At 65.5% G+C, this 16674-nt stretch carries 15 protein-coding genes; 5 read left to right on the top strand and 10 right to left on the bottom strand.

Features of this window, described 5'->3' with window-relative positions; all coding sequences use genetic code 11:
* Window positions 1-3: 3 nt before the first annotated feature.
* From NMQ09_RS12825 to NMQ09_RS12800, 6 genes are all read right to left on the bottom strand, one after another.
* Window positions 4-1911 (bottom strand): 2-oxoacid:acceptor oxidoreductase subunit alpha, encoded by a 1908-nt coding sequence (locus tag NMQ09_RS12825; RefSeq protein ID WP_255190975.1) that lies wholly within the window; start codon window positions 1909-1911, stop codon window positions 4-6.
* A 242-nt stretch (window positions 1912-2153) separates the two neighbouring features.
* Window positions 2154-3305: a chorismate synthase gene (aroC, locus tag NMQ09_RS12820; RefSeq protein ID WP_255190974.1), complete on the bottom strand. Its 1152-nt coding sequence runs from the start codon at window positions 3303-3305 to the stop codon at window positions 2154-2156.
* Between the two features lie 185 nt (window positions 3306-3490).
* On the bottom strand, window positions 3491-4228 hold the full coding sequence (gene queC, locus NMQ09_RS12815; RefSeq protein ID WP_255190973.1) for a 7-cyano-7-deazaguanine synthase QueC: 738 nt from the start codon (window positions 4226-4228) through the stop codon (window positions 3491-3493).
* Window positions 4229-4232: 4 nt separating this feature from the next.
* A complete protein-coding gene (locus NMQ09_RS12810) occupies window positions 4233-5006 on the bottom strand; it encodes a 7-carboxy-7-deazaguanine synthase QueE (RefSeq protein WP_255190972.1) in 774 nt (257 codons plus the stop codon).
* Between the two features lie 2 nt (window positions 5007-5008).
* The gene (locus NMQ09_RS12805) at window positions 5009-5497 is read right to left on the bottom strand and encodes a 6-pyruvoyl trahydropterin synthase family protein (protein WP_255190971.1); all 489 of its coding nucleotides are present in this window, start codon (window positions 5495-5497) and stop codon (window positions 5009-5011) included.
* 188 nt (window positions 5498-5685) lie between these two features.
* Window positions 5686-6042 (bottom strand): winged helix-turn-helix domain-containing protein, encoded by a 357-nt coding sequence (locus NMQ09_RS12800; RefSeq protein WP_255190970.1) that lies wholly within the window; start codon window positions 6040-6042, stop codon window positions 5686-5688.
* Between the two features lie 144 nt (window positions 6043-6186).
* On the opposite strand from NMQ09_RS12800, the gene NMQ09_RS12795 reads away from it, so the two are divergent.
* The 4 genes from NMQ09_RS12795 to NMQ09_RS12780 all read left to right on the top strand — a co-directional run bounded on the left by NMQ09_RS12795 (window position 6187) and on the right by NMQ09_RS12780 (window position 11717).
* Window positions 6187-6879, top strand: a complete 693-nt coding sequence (locus NMQ09_RS12795) for a competence/damage-inducible protein A (RefSeq protein WP_255190969.1) — start codon at window positions 6187-6189, stop codon at window positions 6877-6879.
* Window positions 6880-7140: 261 nt separating this feature from the next.
* The gene (gene leuS / locus NMQ09_RS12790; protein ID WP_255190968.1) at window positions 7141-9762 is read left to right on the top strand and encodes a leucine--tRNA ligase; all 2622 of its coding nucleotides are present in this window, start codon (window positions 7141-7143) and stop codon (window positions 9760-9762) included.
* Window positions 9763-9867: 105 nt separating this feature from the next.
* Window positions 9868-10155, top strand: coding sequence for a DdfA family disk-determining factor (ddfA, locus tag NMQ09_RS12785; RefSeq protein ID WP_255190967.1), 288 nt, complete (start codon window positions 9868-9870; stop codon window positions 10153-10155).
* A 305-nt stretch (window positions 10156-10460) separates the two neighbouring features.
* Entirely contained in the window at window positions 10461-11717 is a 1257-nt protein-coding gene (locus NMQ09_RS12780; protein ID WP_255190966.1) for a polysaccharide deacetylase family protein, read from the top strand.
* A 36-nt stretch (window positions 11718-11753) separates the two neighbouring features.
* Here the strand turns inward: NMQ09_RS12780 and msrA are convergent, their stop codons facing one another.
* From msrA to NMQ09_RS12760, 4 genes are all read right to left on the bottom strand, one after another.
* On the bottom strand, window positions 11754-12290 hold the full coding sequence (msrA, locus tag NMQ09_RS12775) for a peptide-methionine (S)-S-oxide reductase MsrA (protein ID WP_255190965.1): 537 nt from the start codon (window positions 12288-12290) through the stop codon (window positions 11754-11756).
* Between the two features lie 108 nt (window positions 12291-12398).
* Window positions 12399-12749, bottom strand: coding sequence for a hypothetical protein (locus NMQ09_RS12770; RefSeq protein WP_255190964.1), 351 nt, complete (start codon window positions 12747-12749; stop codon window positions 12399-12401).
* Between the two features lie 48 nt (window positions 12750-12797).
* Complete coding sequence (locus tag NMQ09_RS12765; RefSeq protein ID WP_255190963.1) at window positions 12798-14114, bottom strand: M28 family peptidase; 1317 nt, start codon at window positions 14112-14114, stop codon at window positions 12798-12800.
* 61 nt (window positions 14115-14175) lie between these two features.
* Window positions 14176-14811 (bottom strand): ribonuclease H family protein, encoded by a 636-nt coding sequence (locus tag NMQ09_RS12760; protein ID WP_255190962.1) that lies wholly within the window; start codon window positions 14809-14811, stop codon window positions 14176-14178.
* A gap of 179 nt (window positions 14812-14990) precedes the next feature.
* Here NMQ09_RS12760 and NMQ09_RS12755 point away from each other — a divergent pair, with 179 nt between their 5' ends.
* Window positions 14991-16616, top strand: coding sequence for an ABC transporter substrate-binding protein (locus NMQ09_RS12755; protein ID WP_255194593.1), 1626 nt, complete (start codon window positions 14991-14993; stop codon window positions 16614-16616).
* Window positions 16617-16674: the final 58 nt, after the last annotated feature.

The following is a 16674-nucleotide window of genomic DNA, read 5'->3' as shown; positions in this document are numbered from 1 at the left end:
GGTCTAGTCACCTGCTGCGGGTTCGATGCGTACCTGTGCGCTCGGCTCCTCGTCCGTCTCGGCGACGTTGACCTCGTAGCCCTCGACGACCTCGGCGGGTTCGAACGGGTTGCCGTTGTACTTGAGAAGACTGGTCATCTTGTCGCCGTAGCGGCCGAGTTCCTTCTGGATCAGGCCACGGAACTGGGCGGTGGCGTTCATCTCGACGACCATCGCCTCGTCGACGCTCTCGAGGAATTCGGTCATCTCCTTCTCGGGGAACGGCATCATATCGGAGACGGTGACGCCTTTGACGGAGTGACCGTCCTCGTTTAGCCGCTCGACTGCCTCGGCGACGGCACCGTGGGAGGATCCCCAGGTGATGATGCCGTAGTCGGCTTCCTCGTCGCCGTAGTAGGTCTGGTTCGAGGGGTGTTCCTCGTCGAGTTCCTCACGGATGTGGGTGAGCTTCTCCATCCGACGCTCCATCTGGATGACTCGGTTCGTCGGGTCTTCCTCGATGTGGCCGGCCGGGGTGTGTTCGTTACCCGTCGCGAGGTAGCGACCACCCTCCTGGCCCGGCAGCGAGCGCGGGCTGACGCCGGCGTCGTTGTCCGGATCGTGCTGGAAGCGCAGGAACTTGCCCGAGGCGTCGTGGGCCGCCTCCGCCAGCTCCTCCTCGGTGAGCGTCGAGCCCAGCGTCGGCTCTGGCTCGCGGTCGAAGAAGCTCACCGGGACGTTCTTGTTCTCGCCGCTGAGCTTCTGGTCGTAGATCACGATCGCCGGCAGCTGGTACTCGTAGGCGATGTGGAACGCGAGCCGGGTCTGCTCGTAGGCCTCCTCGATGTCACCCGGCGCGAAGACCACTCTCGACGAATCGCCCTGGCTCGTGTAGAGGACGAACTCGAGGTCGCCCTGCTCGGGTTTCGTGGGCATCCCCGTCGACGGCCCTGCACGCATCGACTCGACCAGGACGACCGGCGTCTCGGTCATCTCGGCGAGGCCGAGTGGCTCACTCATCAGGGCGAAGCCACCGCCCGAAGAGCCGGACATGGCCTTCGCGCCGGCGTGGCTGGCACCCAGCGCGAGCGCCGCTGCGGCGATCTCGTCTTCGACCTGCTCGGAGATCCCACCCATGTCGGGGAAGTTCTGGCTGAGGATGGTGAAGACGTCCGTCCACGGCGTCATCGGGTAGCCGGCGATAAAGCGACAGCCAGCGTCGATCGCACCGTAGGCGATCGCGTTCGAGCCCGACAGCAGCGCCTGCTCCTCGTCGTGTTCACCCTCGGGAATCCGCAGGTCGTGGGTGAACTCGTACTCGTCGCGGACCATCTCGTAGGTCTCGTGGAGGATCTCGAGGTTGGGCTCGAGAATCTTCTCCGGCATCGCGTCCTCCATCAGGTCCTCGATGTGCTCGAGGTCCATCTCGAGCAACGCCGCGGTGACTCCCACGCCCGCGGTGTTGCGCATGACCTCGCGACCGTGTTCTTTCGCAATCTCGCGAAGGTCGAGGGGATAGACGTGCCAGTCGTTCTCCTCGGCACGCTCCTCGAGATCGAGTTCCGCGACGTCCTCCTCGCTGAGGAGGCCCTCGTCGTAGACGATGACCCCTCCCTCGCGGAGTTCGTCTAAGTTCTCTGAGAGCGGCTTGAGCTCCTCGTTCCCGTAGACGCTCTCTTCCTGCGGGTTCCGGGCGAACGAATCGCCCAGCGCGAGCAGGAAGTTGTAGCCGTCTCCTCGTGACTGTACCTCGTGGCCTGCTGCGCGGATCTCGACGTACGTGTGACCCCCCCGGATCCGTGACGGATAGTGCCGGTGGGTAAAGACGTCCAGACCCGAACGCATCAGCGCTTTCGCGAAGTTCTGACTCGTCGAGTCGATCCCGTCTCCGGAACCGCCCGCGATTCGCCAGATGAGTTCGTCGTCGCTCATAGTAAGGTCCTGGCCCTGTAGACCAGCGGTATTCGAATCTTGTCCCTACCGAACCTAAAGCCTTTGCTATACATTAACAAGGATCTATCGTGAAGAATGTGCGCCCTTGTACCATTTTATCATGATAATAACGCAGGTATCCGACGAATCAGGGTGAAAACGTACACTATCGTACACGCGCTATCTAATTGACCGAGAGGGACACCGACAGCCGGGGAATCGACTCGAGCGGTGAGAACGGGTTACTCGTTGCGGGGGTTGCTCGGGTGGTAGTCGGTGTCGTACTCACCCGGCTTCCCGTCGACGCGGTCGGGGTTGATCCGCCCAGAGAGGAGCATAAAGTCAACGAGCGTCAGCGCGAGCATCGCCTCGACGACGGGCACACCGCGAGGCGGCAAGACGGGGTCGTGACGACCCAGCACCTGCTCTTCTTTGACCTCGCCGGTCTCCCAGTCGACCGTGGTCTGGGACTTCGGGATCGAGGTGGGTGCGTGGAGGGTCACCTCGCCGTAGATCGGCTCGCCGCTCGAGATTCCGCCCTGGATTCCGCCGTGGTCGTTCTCGACCGGTTTCGGGTCGCCATCGGGACCGAACTCCCAGCCGTCGTTGCGCTCTTTCCCCGTGTACTCGCGAGCCTCACGCCCGAGGCCGAACTCGAAGGCCGTCGTCGCAGGGATCGCCATCATCGCCTGGCCGAGCCGCGCCGAGAGCGAATCGAAACGGGGCGCACCGAGCCCGACGGGAACGCCTCGAGCCTCGAACTCGATGCTGCCACCGATGGAGTCGCCTTCTTCCTGATACCCCTCGATTAGCTCCTGCATCTTCTCGGCCGTCTCGGGGTGGGCACACCGAACGTCGTTTTCCTCCGAGTGCTCGAGCAGCTCTTCGAAGCTCACCTCCGGCGCTTCGATCTCGCCGATGGAGTTGACGTGGGCTTTGAGTTCGATTCCCTCGAGGGCGAGCAGCTTCTTGGCGATCGCGCCCGCGGCGACCCAGTTTACGGTTTCCCGCGCCGACGAACGGCCGCCACCACCCCAGTTGCGTGTGCCAAACTTCGCCGAGTAGGTGAAGTCGCCGTGGCTCGGCCGCGGCGCGGTGATGAACGGCTCGTACTTGCCGGATCGAGCGTCTTTGTTCTGGATCACCATCCCGATCGGCGTGCCCGTCGTGTAGCCGTCCTGAACCCCGGAGTTGATCGTGACCGCATCGGGTTCACCGCGGCTGGTCGTGATCATCGACTGGCCCGGCTTTCTGCGGTCGAGGTCCTCCTGAATGTCTTCCTCGGAGAGCTCGATGCCGGCAGGACACCCCGAAACCGTACAGCCCATCGCCTCCCCATGACTCTCGCCGAACGTGGTCACCTGGAAGAGGCGACCGAAACGGTTACCGTTCATTGACCACCCTTCGGTGGCGCGCACACTTATCGGTGCAGGGTTGGTGCAGGAACCGCCACAGGTTCAAATACGATGGCGAGGCCACACCCGGTATGCCGTGACCGCAGCCGTGGCGACGACAGTGGAGCGCGACGCACGTCGTCACGGTATCGAACGCGTCGCCAGTTCGCTACAACGCGCCCCCGTCAGTCGCTCGTCCCATCCTCGACGTACTCCGGCCGCTCGGCGTACTCGATCGGGTCGCGAACGCCGACGCGCTGGAACGCTTGCAGTCGGAACGCACACGAATCGCAGGTTCCGCAGGCGGGAACCTCCGCGCGATAACAGCTCCAGGTGTGCTCGAACGGCACCTCGAGTTCGATCCCGCGGCGGGCAATGTCGGTCTTCGAGGCCTCGACGAACGGCGCCTCGATCGAAATCTTCGTCTCCGGCCTCGTCCCAACCTCGACGACCCGTTCGAAGGCCTCGAAGAACGCCGGGCGGCAATCGGGATAGCCCGAGAAATCCTCGCTGTGGGCGCCGATGAACACCGCCTCACAGTCGTTTGCCTCGGCGTAGGAGACTGCCATCGCGAGCAGGTTCGCGTTCCGGAACGGAACGTAGGTATCGGGAATCTCCTCGCGCTCGAGGTCGGCGTCGGCCACCGCCAGCTCGTCGTCGGTGAGACTCGAGGCACCGACCTGGGTCAGATGAGCCGTTTCGACGCGGCAGAACGCCCGAACGTCGAGGTCGTCGGCCAGCCGACGGGCGCACTCGAGTTCACGATCCTCCGTTCGCTGGCCGTAGGAGGTGTGCAGGGCGTACAGCTCGTAGCCGCGCTCGCGAGCCTCGTAGGCGGCGGTAGCGCTGTCCATCCCGCCGGAGAGGAGGACGACGGCGCGACGAGCGGACGATTCATCGTGGGGGGTAGTACCAGTCGTCATGAGGTTACGTTTCGGGGGCATCGTTCCAGAGATCGACGTGGACGCGCGGAGTATACCTGAATCCGTACTCCAGCGCGAGGTTGGCAACCCGACTGCGGGTCTCGGCGAGCCGTTCGCGGGTGGCACCCTCGGGCATGAGCAGGACGTCCTCGTTCCGGATCGTGACCGAGGCGGCGGCGCGAAGTCGCTCGAGGAGCTCGACGATCTCCGGGAGCTCGTCTCCGTCCGTGACGACGAACTTCAGCTGGAAGCGGTAGCGTTCGACGAGCTGACAGAGAGGCTCGAGATCGATCCGGTCGCGCTCGTGTCGCTCGGCCCACCCGCCGCCCCCATCCTCGTCCGGCCGTCGGTCGGGCGTCGGCGTCGAACTCTCGAGTTTGGGGCTAATCGACGCGAGGTCGATTGGAGCGTCGCGGTAGATCGTCCCGTTCGTCTCGACGGTGACGTGATAGCCCCGTTCGTCGAGCCGCTCGAGTAAGTCGACGGTCGCGTCGTGAATTAGCGGCTCGCCCCCGGTGACCACGACGTGGTCAGGTTCGTTGGCGTCGACGTCAGCGAGGATCGACTCGAGAGGCTGCCAGGCGTGGGTCGGCTCCCAGGAGGTGTGATAGGAGTCACAGAACCAACAGCGGAGGTTACAGCCGCTCGTGCGGACGAACGTCGAGGGGACGCCGACGAGTTTGCCCTCACCCTGAAGCGAGGCGAACAGCTCGTTGATCGGGAGTGCGGGGTCGTCGGTGGTGACGTCCTCGCGATCGACGGTGTCGGTGACGGGCATCGTCAGTGAAGGCCACCGCCGCAGAGTTCGCTCGTCTCGCGCACGGAGACGGCGACGTCGGCGACGTTCTCTCCGAGTGCTGTCGTGAGCTTTTGCTCGAGCACGACGCTCATGACCTCCGCCGTCGGCGGGTGCTCGAGGACGACGACGGCGTCCCCGTCACCCGTGGCTTCGAAGGCCTCGATCAGCGGGTCACCCGCCTCGAGGAGGAACATGTGATCCCACTCGGAGAGTACGTCAGTAATATCGCCTTTGTCCACGACCCACCCCTCGTCGGTCAGGTCGCCGACGACGGTAACCGAGATCTCGTAGTTGTGCCCGTGGGGTCGGGCGCATTTGCCCTCGTGGTGGAGTAGCCGGTGTCCGGTGCTGATTCGGATGGGTCGGTCACGGCCGACGTGGAGGATGCGACGGCTCCCGATCACGTCCTCGCCACTCGGTTGTGCGTCGGCCAGGTCGTCGGGACGGACGCTCTCGAGTTCCTGAGTCATACTCTGGTATTCTCCAGAGATTACTTAGCTCTGACTATCGGTGTGTTACCGTACGTCAGTAGTTACTGATCAGCATCGGCGACTGAGACACGGCAGTCAGGCAGTGTGGTCTCCAAATCGCGACGCGTGAGCACTCGAGGACGTCCGGGACGGTCGAACGGGTCTGGACCGACGAAACGTGTGTTCGGTCAGCCGCGCTGTTCTTCCAGCCGGTTTTTCGCCTCGGTTCGACGTTTGTGCGCGAGCCGTGGCTGCTCGTCACCGAAGTCGATCTCGAGTTCGTCGACCGTCCGACGGTAGATGTTGGTTCGGCGCCCCTCTTCGGAGAGCTGTCGCCCTTCACACTCGAGCAACCCGGCGTCGACGAGCTCTTCGATGCGTCGGTAGCAGGTTGCGATCGGAATTTCGATGTCTTCGCTCAGTGCCTGTGCGGACTTTGGCGTTCCGGCAGCACAGAGGATTTCGGCGCTGTACTTGTTTCCGAGCGCCGAGAGTACGGCTCTCGAGTCGACGTCCTGTCCGTCAGTCCAACCTCCACGTGCCATGATACGCGTAGTAGCCAATTATCAGAAGTGAACCTTACGGTTATCGTGAGTGCCTGCGTTTCGTGACACTCACGTGAGTTGATCGGTGAACTGATCTGGGACGAGGACGACACGGGTTTTACACGGGAACGCGTACGGCGGGCTATGGAGGTAGCGATCGTGACGGTCGGAGACGAACTGCTCGCCGGACGGACGACGAACACGAACGCGACGTGGCTCTGTGAGCGATTCGACGAACGTGGCGTGCGCGTCGAGCGCGTCACGACGCTTCCCGACAGGGTAGCAGACATCGCGCGGGTCGTCAACGAGTATCGCGCGGAGTACGACGCCGTCGTCGTGACCGGTGGCGTCGGGCCGACCCACGACGACGTCACGATGGACGGCGTCGCCGCTGCGCTCGGCCGGCCGCTCGAGGAACACCCCGAGGCCCTCCGGTGGCTCGAGGAGGAGCGAGGCTACGCGCGCGAGGACCTCACCGAAGGGACGGCGCACCTGCCGAAGGGGGCTCGGGCGTTACACAACGAGGTCGGCGTCGCGCCGGGGGCCGCTCTCGAAGGCGTCTACGTGCTCCCGGGCGTTCCGACGGAGATGCGCGGGATGTTCGAGACGATCGCCGACGAGTTCCACGGCGAGCTGATCTATCGCGAGGTCGTGGTCGCGGACGAACCGGAGAGTGCGCTACTCGATCGACTCGAGGCGCTTCGATCGCAGTTCGACGTCACCGTCGGGAGTTACCCCGGCGACGCGGTCCGGATCTCGATTCAGAGTGAGAACGAAGCGCAGACCGAAGCGGCGGCTGCGTGGCTCAGCGAACGGACCGAGAGGAGAGACGACTAGCGGTACAGAACCGCCAGCCAGGCGGCGACGAGCAGCAGACTCAGGATCAGGACCCCCCATCCGGCGATCGCTATCGGGAACGCGGTCTCGAGGACGGCGTGCGTCAGTTCACTCATGTTCGGCGGTGTGTGCCGGGCCCTCTTAACGTTTACAGAATCGACGCCGCCCGATTCGACCGGCGGCCGCTCGAGTGGCGTGACCGAGCGGCCGAACAGTGATATGGCCAGCACGCACAGGAAACGCACGAGAACGAACAGAACGATGACGAACCACTACGATCACGCTCAAATTCAGGAGTTCTGGCAGTACGTCTGGCGAGAGGACGGCGTCTACACGCTTCCCGAGGACGCCGACGATCCCACGTACGTGCTCGGGATGTTTCCGTACACGTCCGGGACGCTTCACATGGGGCACGTTCGAAACTATGCGATCACGGATGCCTACGCCCGCTACCGCCGCATGCGTGGCGACGACGTCCTCCATCCGATGGGGTGGGACGCCTTCGGGCTCCCGGCGGAGAACGCCGCGTTCGAGCGCGACACGGACCCGGAGTGGTGGACCCGGGCGTGTATCGAACGGATGCGCGAGGAACTCGAGTCGATGGGGTTTGGCTACGACTGGTCTCGCGAGATTACGACCTGCGAGCCGGCGTACTATCGGTGGAACCAGTGGCTGTTCACGCGGCTGTACGACGCGGGACTCGTCGAATACGGCTCGGCGATGGTCAACTGGTGTCCGGACTGCGAGACGGTGCTCGCCGACGCGCAGGTTGACGACTACGACGGCGACCCCGTCTGCTGGCGGTGTGAGACCCCCGTCGAGCGGCGCGAGCTCGACCAGTGGTTCTTCAAGATCACCGAGTACGCCGAAGAGCTCTACGACGGGCTCGACGACCTCGAGGGCTGGCCCGACGGTGTGCGCGAGATCCAGCGCAACTGGATCGGTCGTCAGGAGGGCGCCCGGATCGCGTTCTCGGTGCCGGACCACGGCGAGGTGGGCGTCTTCACCACCCGTCCGGACATCGTCTACGGCGCGACGTTCCTCGCGCTCTCGCCCGGCCACGAGCTCGTTGCCGAGTTGACGGCGGCCGACCGCGATCTCGCCGACGCCGTCGACGCCGTCCGCGAGGGACGGGCGGGCGAGGCCGGGTACGCCGGCGTCGAGACGGGGGCCGAGGCGGTTCACCCGCTAACTGGCGAGGCGGTGCCGATCTACGTCGCGCCGTACGTTCTCGAGGACGTCGGCACCGGTGCGGTGATGGGCGTTCCAGCCCACAACGAGCGCGACCACGCGTTCGCCCGCGAGAACGACCTGCCGATCGTGGCGGTGGTCGAACCCGATGCTGGCGCGTCGCCCGTTCCGACGGAGCCGTACACCGGTGAGGGGATCCTGAAAGCCAGTGGAGAGTACAGTGGTCTCGAGAGCGCCGTGGCACGCGAGCAGCTGCTTGAGGCGGTCGAAGAGATCGAGCCACACGTCAACTACCGGCTCCGGGACTGGCTCATCTCCCGGCAGCGCTACTGGGGGACGCCGATCCCGATGGTTCACTGCGACCGGTGTGGTCACGTTCCCGTCCCGGACGAGGAGCTGCCCGTCGAGTTACCCGAGTTCGTCCGGACCACCGGCAATCCGCTCGAGGCCCAGGAATCGTTCGTCGAGACGACCTGTCCCGACTGCGGCGGACCGGCTCGCCGGGAGACGGACACGATGGACACGTTCGTCGATTCCTCGTGGTACTTCCTTCGCTTTCTGTCGCCCGATCTCACCGAAGCGCCGTTCGACGCCGAACGGGCGAACGAGTGGCTGCCGGTGGACCTCTACGTCGGCGGCGACGAACACGCCACCTTGCATCTGCTCTACGTCCGCTTCTTCACGAAGGCACTGGCCGACCTCGGACTGCTCGAGGTCCGCGAACCGATCGAGCGCCTTCTCAACCAGGGAACGATCCTCTACGACGGCGAGAAGATGTCCACCTCGAAGGGCAACGTCGTCGCCCCACAGGAGTACGGCGCGGAGACGACCCGACTGTTCGTCCTCTCGGCCGCGCATCCCGAACAGGACTTCGAGTGGACGGCCAACGACGTTCGCGGGGCCTACGACCTCCAGGAGACGCTGTTCGAGATGGTTACCTCGTTCCTCGCGGCCGACGACGGCCGTGACGAGCGAGTGCAGCGAGACGAGTACCTCGAGCGCGAGATCGATCGGACGATCACGGCCGTCACGGCGGAGTTCGAGCGGTTTCGGTTCCACCGCGTCGTCTCCGAGATCGCCGGACTCGCGCGGCTGCTTCGGCGCTATCGCGAGTACGGAACGCCCCACGACGAGACGTACCGGCGTGGCTTGCTGACGCTTTCGGCGCTCGTCGCCCCCGTTGCACCGCATCTGGCGGAGGAACTGTGGAACCGCCTCGGCGGCGACGGGCTCGTCGCTGAGACGGCGTGGCCCGACCCGGCCGAAGACGCGCCTCGCTACCAGGAAGAGCGACGCCTCGTCGAGACGACGCTCGAGGACGTTCGCGACATCGTCGACGTCGTGACGATCGACGATCCGACACGGATCGAGCTGGTCGTCGCCGCCTCGTGGAAGTATCGGGTTCACGAGCTCGTTCGGAACGCAGAACCCGGTTCCGAAGTCGAGCGGGTGCGCGCCGAAGGGGTCGACGCACCGAACGCTGCGGCGTCGACGTTCGCCGCGGACCTGGCCCGACGGCGCGCAGAGCTCGATCCGGTCCTCGACGGAGAACGAGAACGGGCGCTGCTCGAGCAGGCGTCCTGGCTCGTACACGACGAGTTCGACGCCGACGTGACGGTTCGACAGGCGATCGACGACGGCGAACTGGCTGGGCGGGCGAAACCCGGCAAACCGGCGATTCGAATAAGCTGAGTGGGCGACGTTCGAGCCCAAACGTGCTAGATTCGACGAATGAACCAACTGGTTGAACCGAGAAGGACACACTTATTTTGCACGCATTGGTACGTAGTGCAAACGATGGAAGAGGGGGGAGACCGAATCGACGTCTCGTACCGAACGCCACCGAGCCAGGCGGTCGTCGAGGCCGTCGCGGACGCGGAAGGCGTTTCACCGGAAGCGCTCTGCCCACCGGAGTACGAGACGCTACACGACGTCGTCGATCCGCAGGCGCTCGACGATCTCTTCGCTCCGAAAGCAAACGGCATCGAACGGAACCTGGGTCGGGTCACGTTCGAATTCTGCGACTACGTGGTGACGATCGAACCCGACGGGTCGGTTACGCTCGAGCCGACGCCTTCTGAGTGACGCGTACGTCGGCTCCGTTCGTCCGAACCGACAGCTCGGAGGTGAGTTCCCTACGGTCGGAATCCGAGCCAGTTCGGCGTCTCCGAACGGCGGTAATCGCTCCATTCCAGCCGGTACACGGTTGATAACTCGACGAAGTAACCAGCTACCGCGACCCGGGCGCGCCGCCGGGCGCACGCTCCGGAATCGAGCGTCCTGTGTCTCGTTGCGGTCGACGTCGCCAAAGAAAGCCCCGACTGTCGTCCCCCGATGACTGTCCAGTACTCTATAACTAATAGTCCGGTCGGACTGTCGTCTGCAGACCGATGAAGCGACGCACGTACCTCGCAACGGCGACCGCACTGGCTCTCGCTGGTTGCACGGGCGCGGACGACGATCCAAACGGAGACGACGATGACGATACCGGCGCCGACACCGATTCCGGTGGTGGCTCGAGCAACGGCGGTCCACTCCCCGATCCCGAGCCCCCGGAGGAAGACGTGACGTTCGACGACTTCGAAGACCTCTCGCCCTGGGAGGTCGCGCGGGGATCGCTCTCGGCGGACGAGCGTCGGTCGATCCTCGGCACGCAATCGGCCCGCCTCGAGAGCGACGGTTCGGCCGACCAGGTGCGGATCGTCCGCCACCTCGAGGAACCGCTCGACTGTACGAACTCGAGCCCGGGGCTGGCGGTCGCCACCGATCGGACGGTCGATCCGGTGATCCACCTCTCTGACGCCAGCGGGAACAAGGTCGTCTTCCGCCAGCGGGTCGAGGGCGGCCTCCCGCTCGTCCACCACAACTTCGGAATCGATGGCGTCATCGGCGAGCCGGACATGAGCGCCGTGACCAAGATCGAGATTATACTCTGGCTGGGTGAGGGGGCGTCGGGTCGGCTGTGGGTCGACGACTTCCACTTCGTCTCCCGGCCGAGCACCGGCGCGGTGACGATCCAGTTCGCCGGCGGCTACGAGACGGACTACACGATGGCGCGGCCGATACTCGAGGAGTACGACCTCCCCGCGGCGACGTTCGTCACGCCGGGACGGATTCGTGGGGACGACTCACACGATGGGAATCGGCTCACCGAAGCCCAGCTCGCGGAGCTCGCCGACGCCGGCTGGACGGTCGGCAGCCACACGGCCCACGATTCGATCCTCACGAACGTAGACGAAGCCGAGCAGGAAGCGGAGATTCGCGAGGCCAGCACGTGGCTCGAAGAGCACGGCTACGAGGACGGGGCCCGCTACTTCTCGTACCCCGCCGGCAGGTACGACGAGACGAGCCTCGAACTCGTCGCCGAACACCACGACCTCGGTTTCGCTGGCAGCTACCCGGCCCAGGGGCAGGCGACGAACCCCCACCTCTGTTCGCGCGTCTCGTCACCCGCAGCCGCGGAGGCGCGCCACCTCCTCGCACAGACCATCCACTGGGGCGGACTCACGTCGTTGACCTACTACCAACTCGAGGACGACGGACTCGCGACGTTCGAGCAGACGATGGCCGCGATAAGCGACCTCGAGTCGAGCGGCGATCTCGAGGTGCTCACCCTGGCCGACGTGGAGTCGGCGTACCTCCCGTGATCCTCTCACGCTGCGGTCGTGCGCGACAGTCGACCGTCAGTCGTCGACGCGCACCTTCTCGGTGAACCGCTCGCGGACTTTGTCGATCTTCGGCGCCGCGTGCATCCGGCAGTAGGCGTCCGTGGGATTTTTCTCGAAGTAGTCCTGGTGGTACGCCTCGGCCTCGTAGAACGTTTCGAGCGGCTCGATCTCCGTCGCGATCGGATCGTCGTAGACGTCGGCGGCCTCGAGTTCTTCGACGAACGCCTCGGCGAGTTCGAGCTGGCGACCGTCGTGGGCGTAGATCGCCGACCGGTACTGGCTGCCGACGTCGGGCCCCTGCCGGTTCACCTGGGTCGGGTCGTGGATCGTGAAGAAGACCTCGAGCAGGTCGTCGTAGCCGACGACGTCGGGGTCGTAGGCAAGCTGGACTACCTCGGCGTGGCCCGTCTCACCGGTGCAGACCGCCTCGTAGGTCGGACCCTCCGTGTGCCCGCCGGCGTAGCCGGAGGTCACCTCGTCGACGCCCTCGAGCTCCTTGAGCGCCGCTTCGACGCACCAGAAACAGCCGCCACCGAACGTGGCTCGTTCCATACCGTAGCTGAGGTGCCCGGTGAGGAAAGATGTGACGGCACCGGTTCGAACGCCGGTATCCGGATTATCGATCGCTGGTTCGAGTCGGCCGGCTGCTCGCCACGTCGATCAATCCCTCGAGTCGTCCGTTCGCTCGGACACGGCCGATTCACGATGGGAGTCTGGCCCCGGGCCGTCGGCGAGCGTGTGGGGATCGGCCGGCTCGTCGCCGTGTTTCGCGTCGTCCCGCTCGAGTGCGTACAGCACCGGCCCGGCGACGGCGAGCGCGAGCAAGCCGGGGACCGGCGCCGCCGGGACGAACAGATACGTCAGCAACGCCGCGCCGCAGGAGCCGAAGACGATCGCTGCCCACAGCCGCGGCCGGCCCACGTCGACCCGGCGGGCGTCACGGTAGACGAACGCCGAGAGGCCGACGACCAGTGCACCCCCGACGAGGGCGGGTCCGAGGAGATCCATCATCGCCCGTGGGTTCGAGCCGGCGGGAAAAAACGTTCCGGGAGACCGGCGCTACTCGAGGTCGTCGTAGGGCCAGTCGCCGGTAATCTGCATCCCCTCGGCGAGATCCTGTGCCTCGAGGTCGGCGGCGATCTCGGCGGGCGATCGACGGTCGATCTCGACGTCGTCGCTCGCGAGGTGGACGACGAGATCGGTCAGGAGAATCGCCTGTTCGCGGAGATCACGCTTTTCGATCTTGTCGAGCGTGTCGGCGAAGGTGTGTCCCCAGCCACGGCCCACCTCGTCTGCAGTGCTCATCACGTGGTAGCCCGGGACGCCGTGGGCGACGAACGGCCAGTGGTCGCTGTGGGGGCCGAGCCTCGGGATCGTCTCCACCGGGTGGCCGTGACGGTCGGCGATCTCTTCGACGGCGGCCTCGAGGTCGTCGAAGCCGTGGGTGGTGAACTCGAGCGTCCGGGCGCGGACGACGCCGTCGTTGTTGACGATCGCTTTGATCGTCTCGTGGGCTGTCCGTTCGGCGTGGTAGCTCGAACCGACGAGGCCGACCTCCTCGGCGCCGTAGGCGACGACCTCCACGCGGGTGTCGAGCTCGTCCTCGCGGGCCGCGAGGGCGTTCGCGAGTTCGACGACCATCGCGGTGCCCGCGCCGTTGTCCATCGCTCCTTCGGCGATGTCGTGGGCGTCGACGTGGCTCGTCACGAGGACGCGCTCGTCGGTATCGGGGCCGAGTTCGGCGTGGACGTTCTGGCTCTCGGCGTCGTGGACGTCGGCCTCGACCGACACCTCGACCGGCTCGCCCTCGAACCGGCGGGCCAGCCGGGCGCCGACTTCGCTCGAGACGCCGACGGCGGGAATTTCGCCGATCGGATCGTCCGGCGTCCCCACCGAGCCCGTCGGGGGGAGACAGCCCTCGACGTGGTTCCGGTAGACGAACGCGGCGGCGCCGGCCTCGACGGCGTGGTAGTACTTCTCCCGTCGGTGGACGTATCGGTCGTAGTAGGAGGGAATGTCGCTGCGAACCATCACGACGGCGCCCTCGACGTCGGCGGCTTCGAAGTCCTCGGGGAGGCCGTAGCCGAGGTCGACCAGCTCCGCCGAGGCGGTCCCCGACGGGCTCCGTGGCAGGGCGATACAGTCGAGTTCGAGGTCGTCGGCCGCGATCGAACTCGCCCCGCGCGTCCAGCCCTGAATCTCGAAGGGCTCGAGACGGGCGTTTCGCGCGCCGGCTTCGTCGAGCGCGTCGCGGGTCAGTTCGGCCCCCTCGCGCTCGCCCTCGCTACCGGCCATTCGGTTGCCGAGGTCGACGAGTCGCTCGAGGTGGGTCCATCCGACGTCGCTGGTGAACGTCTGCCCGATCCAGGATACCATACTCCGACGGGTGTGCCGACGGAGCCTAATCCTTCGGGAAGCGGCGGCTCGCGCGGGGAGATCAGTCCGATGCCCGACTGCCGCCGTTGCGGTTGGCTCGGGACGGTGGCGGGACGCCTGCGACGGTCCGTTCGGGCGGCTCGGGGAGGACGCACCGGTCGAGTTCGCGGTTGACGTGTTCGTACTGGGTGGGGGCGTTCGCGAGTGGGTGCGCGGGGTTCTGACCGCTGTCGATACGAGCGGCGCGGAGTTCGCCGAAGCCGTTGACCCGGGCCTGGATCCCTCGCCAGTGGTTGGCACTCGCGGAGGGGATCGAGAACGGGCGGGGCGGCCTCCTGTTGGGGTGATTCGCCGCGAGGACGGCGTTGTTCACGTTACTGGCGAGGTCGTCGTGGTCGACGAGGACGCCGACCCGTGCGTCCGGTGGCGCGCGGGCGGCGAGGACGTCGAGTCCGAGGTGCAGCGCCCGATACTCGGCGACGTTGTTGTCCGGCGGCGTATCCGGCGTCGCGACGCGGGCGACGCGGGTACCGTCACGCGTCTCGATCACGGCGCCAAGCCCGCCACCCGACTCGCGGAACGATCCGTCGGTAGCGACGTAGAAGTCACGGTGGTGGGTGCGCGGAGGATGGGCGATGTGAGGAGTCGGCGACTCGTCGAACAGGTCCCGCAGCGCGGGGCGGCCGTGAGCGGCCATGTTTTAGCAGAGATCGTTGGCAAACTTAAATGTACGGGCGCCTCGCGAGCGAGTTGCGCTCCGGAACGTGAGAGCTGTGCAAGTTAGCACGTAACACCCCACACCTGCTCCCGACTGACCAGTCCTGGAGCCTGTATAATCCAGTATTTATAAGTAGTGTACTCGTCAATCGTATGAGTATGTGTGGCGCCTACAAGGATACGGTAGACCGCCGAGACGTACTACGGTACACAGGTGCTGCGGTGACCACTGCAGGACTCGCATCGTTCGCCGGTTGCATCGGCAACGGCGACGACGATGACGATACCGGAGACGGCGAGGGTGGCGACATCGAGATGGATTCGCTCACCATCACGCAGGGTGAGTTCCCGGACGTCGAGGACCCGAACGACCACATCACGGGGCCGTACTTCAACGTGTACGACCACGTGTACGAGCCGTTGTTCGACGTCACGCCGGGTGAAGAACCCAACCCCCGTGTCGTCGAATCCTGGGATCACGGCGACGACGGCACGGTCGAGCTGACGATCCGCGACGACGTCGTCTTCCACCAGGGCCAGCAGCTGGTGGCCGAGGACATCGCCTTCACGCTCGAGCGACAGATCGATCCCGAAGTGCCGCCGGTCTCCGACCAGGTCGCGGGCCTCGGCTCGATCGAGGGTGCGGAAGCGATCGACGAGACGACGCTCGAGCTGTCTTACAGCGGTGCGCCCCAACTCGCGGAGTTCGAGTTCGGTAACTACCTTCGGGCGCTCAGCCAGGAGTGGTACGAGTCGGACGCACCGACCGTCGACGGCGTCATCTCCGGCGACGACGAGGAGGCGTTCAACGGGACGGGTCCGTTCCAGGTCGTCGAGTACAACCCAGCACAGAACCGGATCGTCATGGAGCCGTTCGACGACTACTGGGGCGAGGTCCCGAGCATCAACGAACTGATCTTCGAGGGCGAAACCTCCGACTCGGGTCGCGTGAGTTCGCTGCTGGCGGACGAAACCAACCTCATCGACAACGTCCTCCCGGACGACGTCGGCGAAGTCGAGGCAAGCGGTGACGCGCGGATCGAACAGGTGACCTCGTTCCGGAACATCTTCCTACCGATGAAAAACGAGGTCGAACCGTTCGACAGCCAGGAGTTCCGGCAGGCGATGAACTACGCCGTCGACAATCAGGAGATCATCGACGAGGTCCTGAGCGGATTCGGCGAAGCGATGTCCCAGCCGGTCCCGCCGGGAATCAACGGCTACAACCCGGACCTCGATCCGTACCCGCACGACTTAGAAGAGGCCGAGGCGCTCGTCGAGGAGGCCGGCTACACCGAGGACGACCCGGCCGAGATCACACTCACCGCGCCCGAGGGCCGGTACCTCAACGACGCCGACGTCGGCCGGCGTGCCGCCGACCAGATCGACCAGCTCCCGAACGTCGAGTGTGACGTCGACATCGTCCCGTTCGACGTCGTCTCCGACGCCGCCTCTGCCGGCCCAGACGACGAGGAGATCCCGTTCTTCCTGATCGGATGGGGTGTCATCACCGGCGACGCCGACTACGGAATGGTCGGCTTCTTCCACGAGGACGGCGGTGTCCAGACCTTCCAGGACGAGGAACTCCAGAGCGAACTCGAGGCCACCCAGGTCGAAGAGGACCCCGACACCCGGGAGGCGATGCTCCAGGACGTCAACGAGTTGGCTCGCGAGAAGGCGCCGTGGGTCTTCCTGCACCTGCAGGAGAGCATTTACGGCCTCGACGAAGACATCCAGTGGGATGCTCGCGAAGACGAGAGCATCTACGTCTGGGAGATGGACTGATCGGGCGGGGCTTTCACCCGATCGGGTGTCGCGGCACTGAACACCGAAACTATCTTAC

It is taken from the genome of Natronobeatus ordinarius, assembly GCF_024362485.1.
In the GTDB taxonomy this organism is placed as follows: Archaea; Halobacteriota; Halobacteria; order Halobacteriales; family Natrialbaceae; genus Natronobeatus; species Natronobeatus ordinarius.
This window is presented reverse-complemented; position numbering and strand designations above follow the sequence as displayed.

Coding starts and splice junctions, on each gene's coding strand:
- NMQ09_RS12825 (WP_255190975.1), bottom strand. CDS start 1,911: ATGAGCGACGACGAACTCATCTGGCGAATCGCGGGCGGTTCCGGAGAC.
- aroC (WP_255190974.1), bottom strand. CDS start 3,305: ATGAACGGTAACCGTTTCGGTCGCCTCTTCCAGGTGACCACGTTCGGC.
- queC (WP_255190973.1), bottom strand. CDS start 4,228: ATGACGACTGGTACTACCCCCCACGATGAATCGTCCGCTCGTCGCGCC.
- NMQ09_RS12810 (WP_255190972.1), bottom strand. CDS start 5,006: ATGCCCGTCACCGACACCGTCGATCGCGAGGACGTCACCACCGACGAC.
- NMQ09_RS12805 (WP_255190971.1), bottom strand. CDS start 5,497: ATGACTCAGGAACTCGAGAGCGTCCGTCCCGACGACCTGGCCGACGCA.
- NMQ09_RS12800 (WP_255190970.1), bottom strand. CDS start 6,042: ATGGCACGTGGAGGTTGGACTGACGGACAGGACGTCGACTCGAGAGCC.
- NMQ09_RS12795 (WP_255190969.1), top strand. CDS start 6,187: ATGGAGGTAGCGATCGTGACGGTCGGAGACGAACTGCTCGCCGGACGG.
- leuS (WP_255190968.1), top strand. CDS start 7,141: ATGACGAACCACTACGATCACGCTCAAATTCAGGAGTTCTGGCAGTAC.
- ddfA (WP_255190967.1), top strand. CDS start 9,868: ATGGAAGAGGGGGGAGACCGAATCGACGTCTCGTACCGAACGCCACCG.
- NMQ09_RS12780 (WP_255190966.1), top strand. CDS start 10,461: ATGAAGCGACGCACGTACCTCGCAACGGCGACCGCACTGGCTCTCGCT.
- msrA (WP_255190965.1), bottom strand. CDS start 12,290: ATGGAACGAGCCACGTTCGGTGGCGGCTGTTTCTGGTGCGTCGAAGCG.
- NMQ09_RS12770 (WP_255190964.1), bottom strand. CDS start 12,749: ATGATGGATCTCCTCGGACCCGCCCTCGTCGGGGGTGCACTGGTCGTC.
- NMQ09_RS12765 (WP_255190963.1), bottom strand. CDS start 14,114: ATGGTATCCTGGATCGGGCAGACGTTCACCAGCGACGTCGGATGGACC.
- NMQ09_RS12760 (WP_255190962.1), bottom strand. CDS start 14,811: ATGGCCGCTCACGGCCGCCCCGCGCTGCGGGACCTGTTCGACGAGTCG.
- NMQ09_RS12755 (WP_255194593.1), top strand. CDS start 14,991: ATGTGTGGCGCCTACAAGGATACGGTAGACCGCCGAGACGTACTACGG.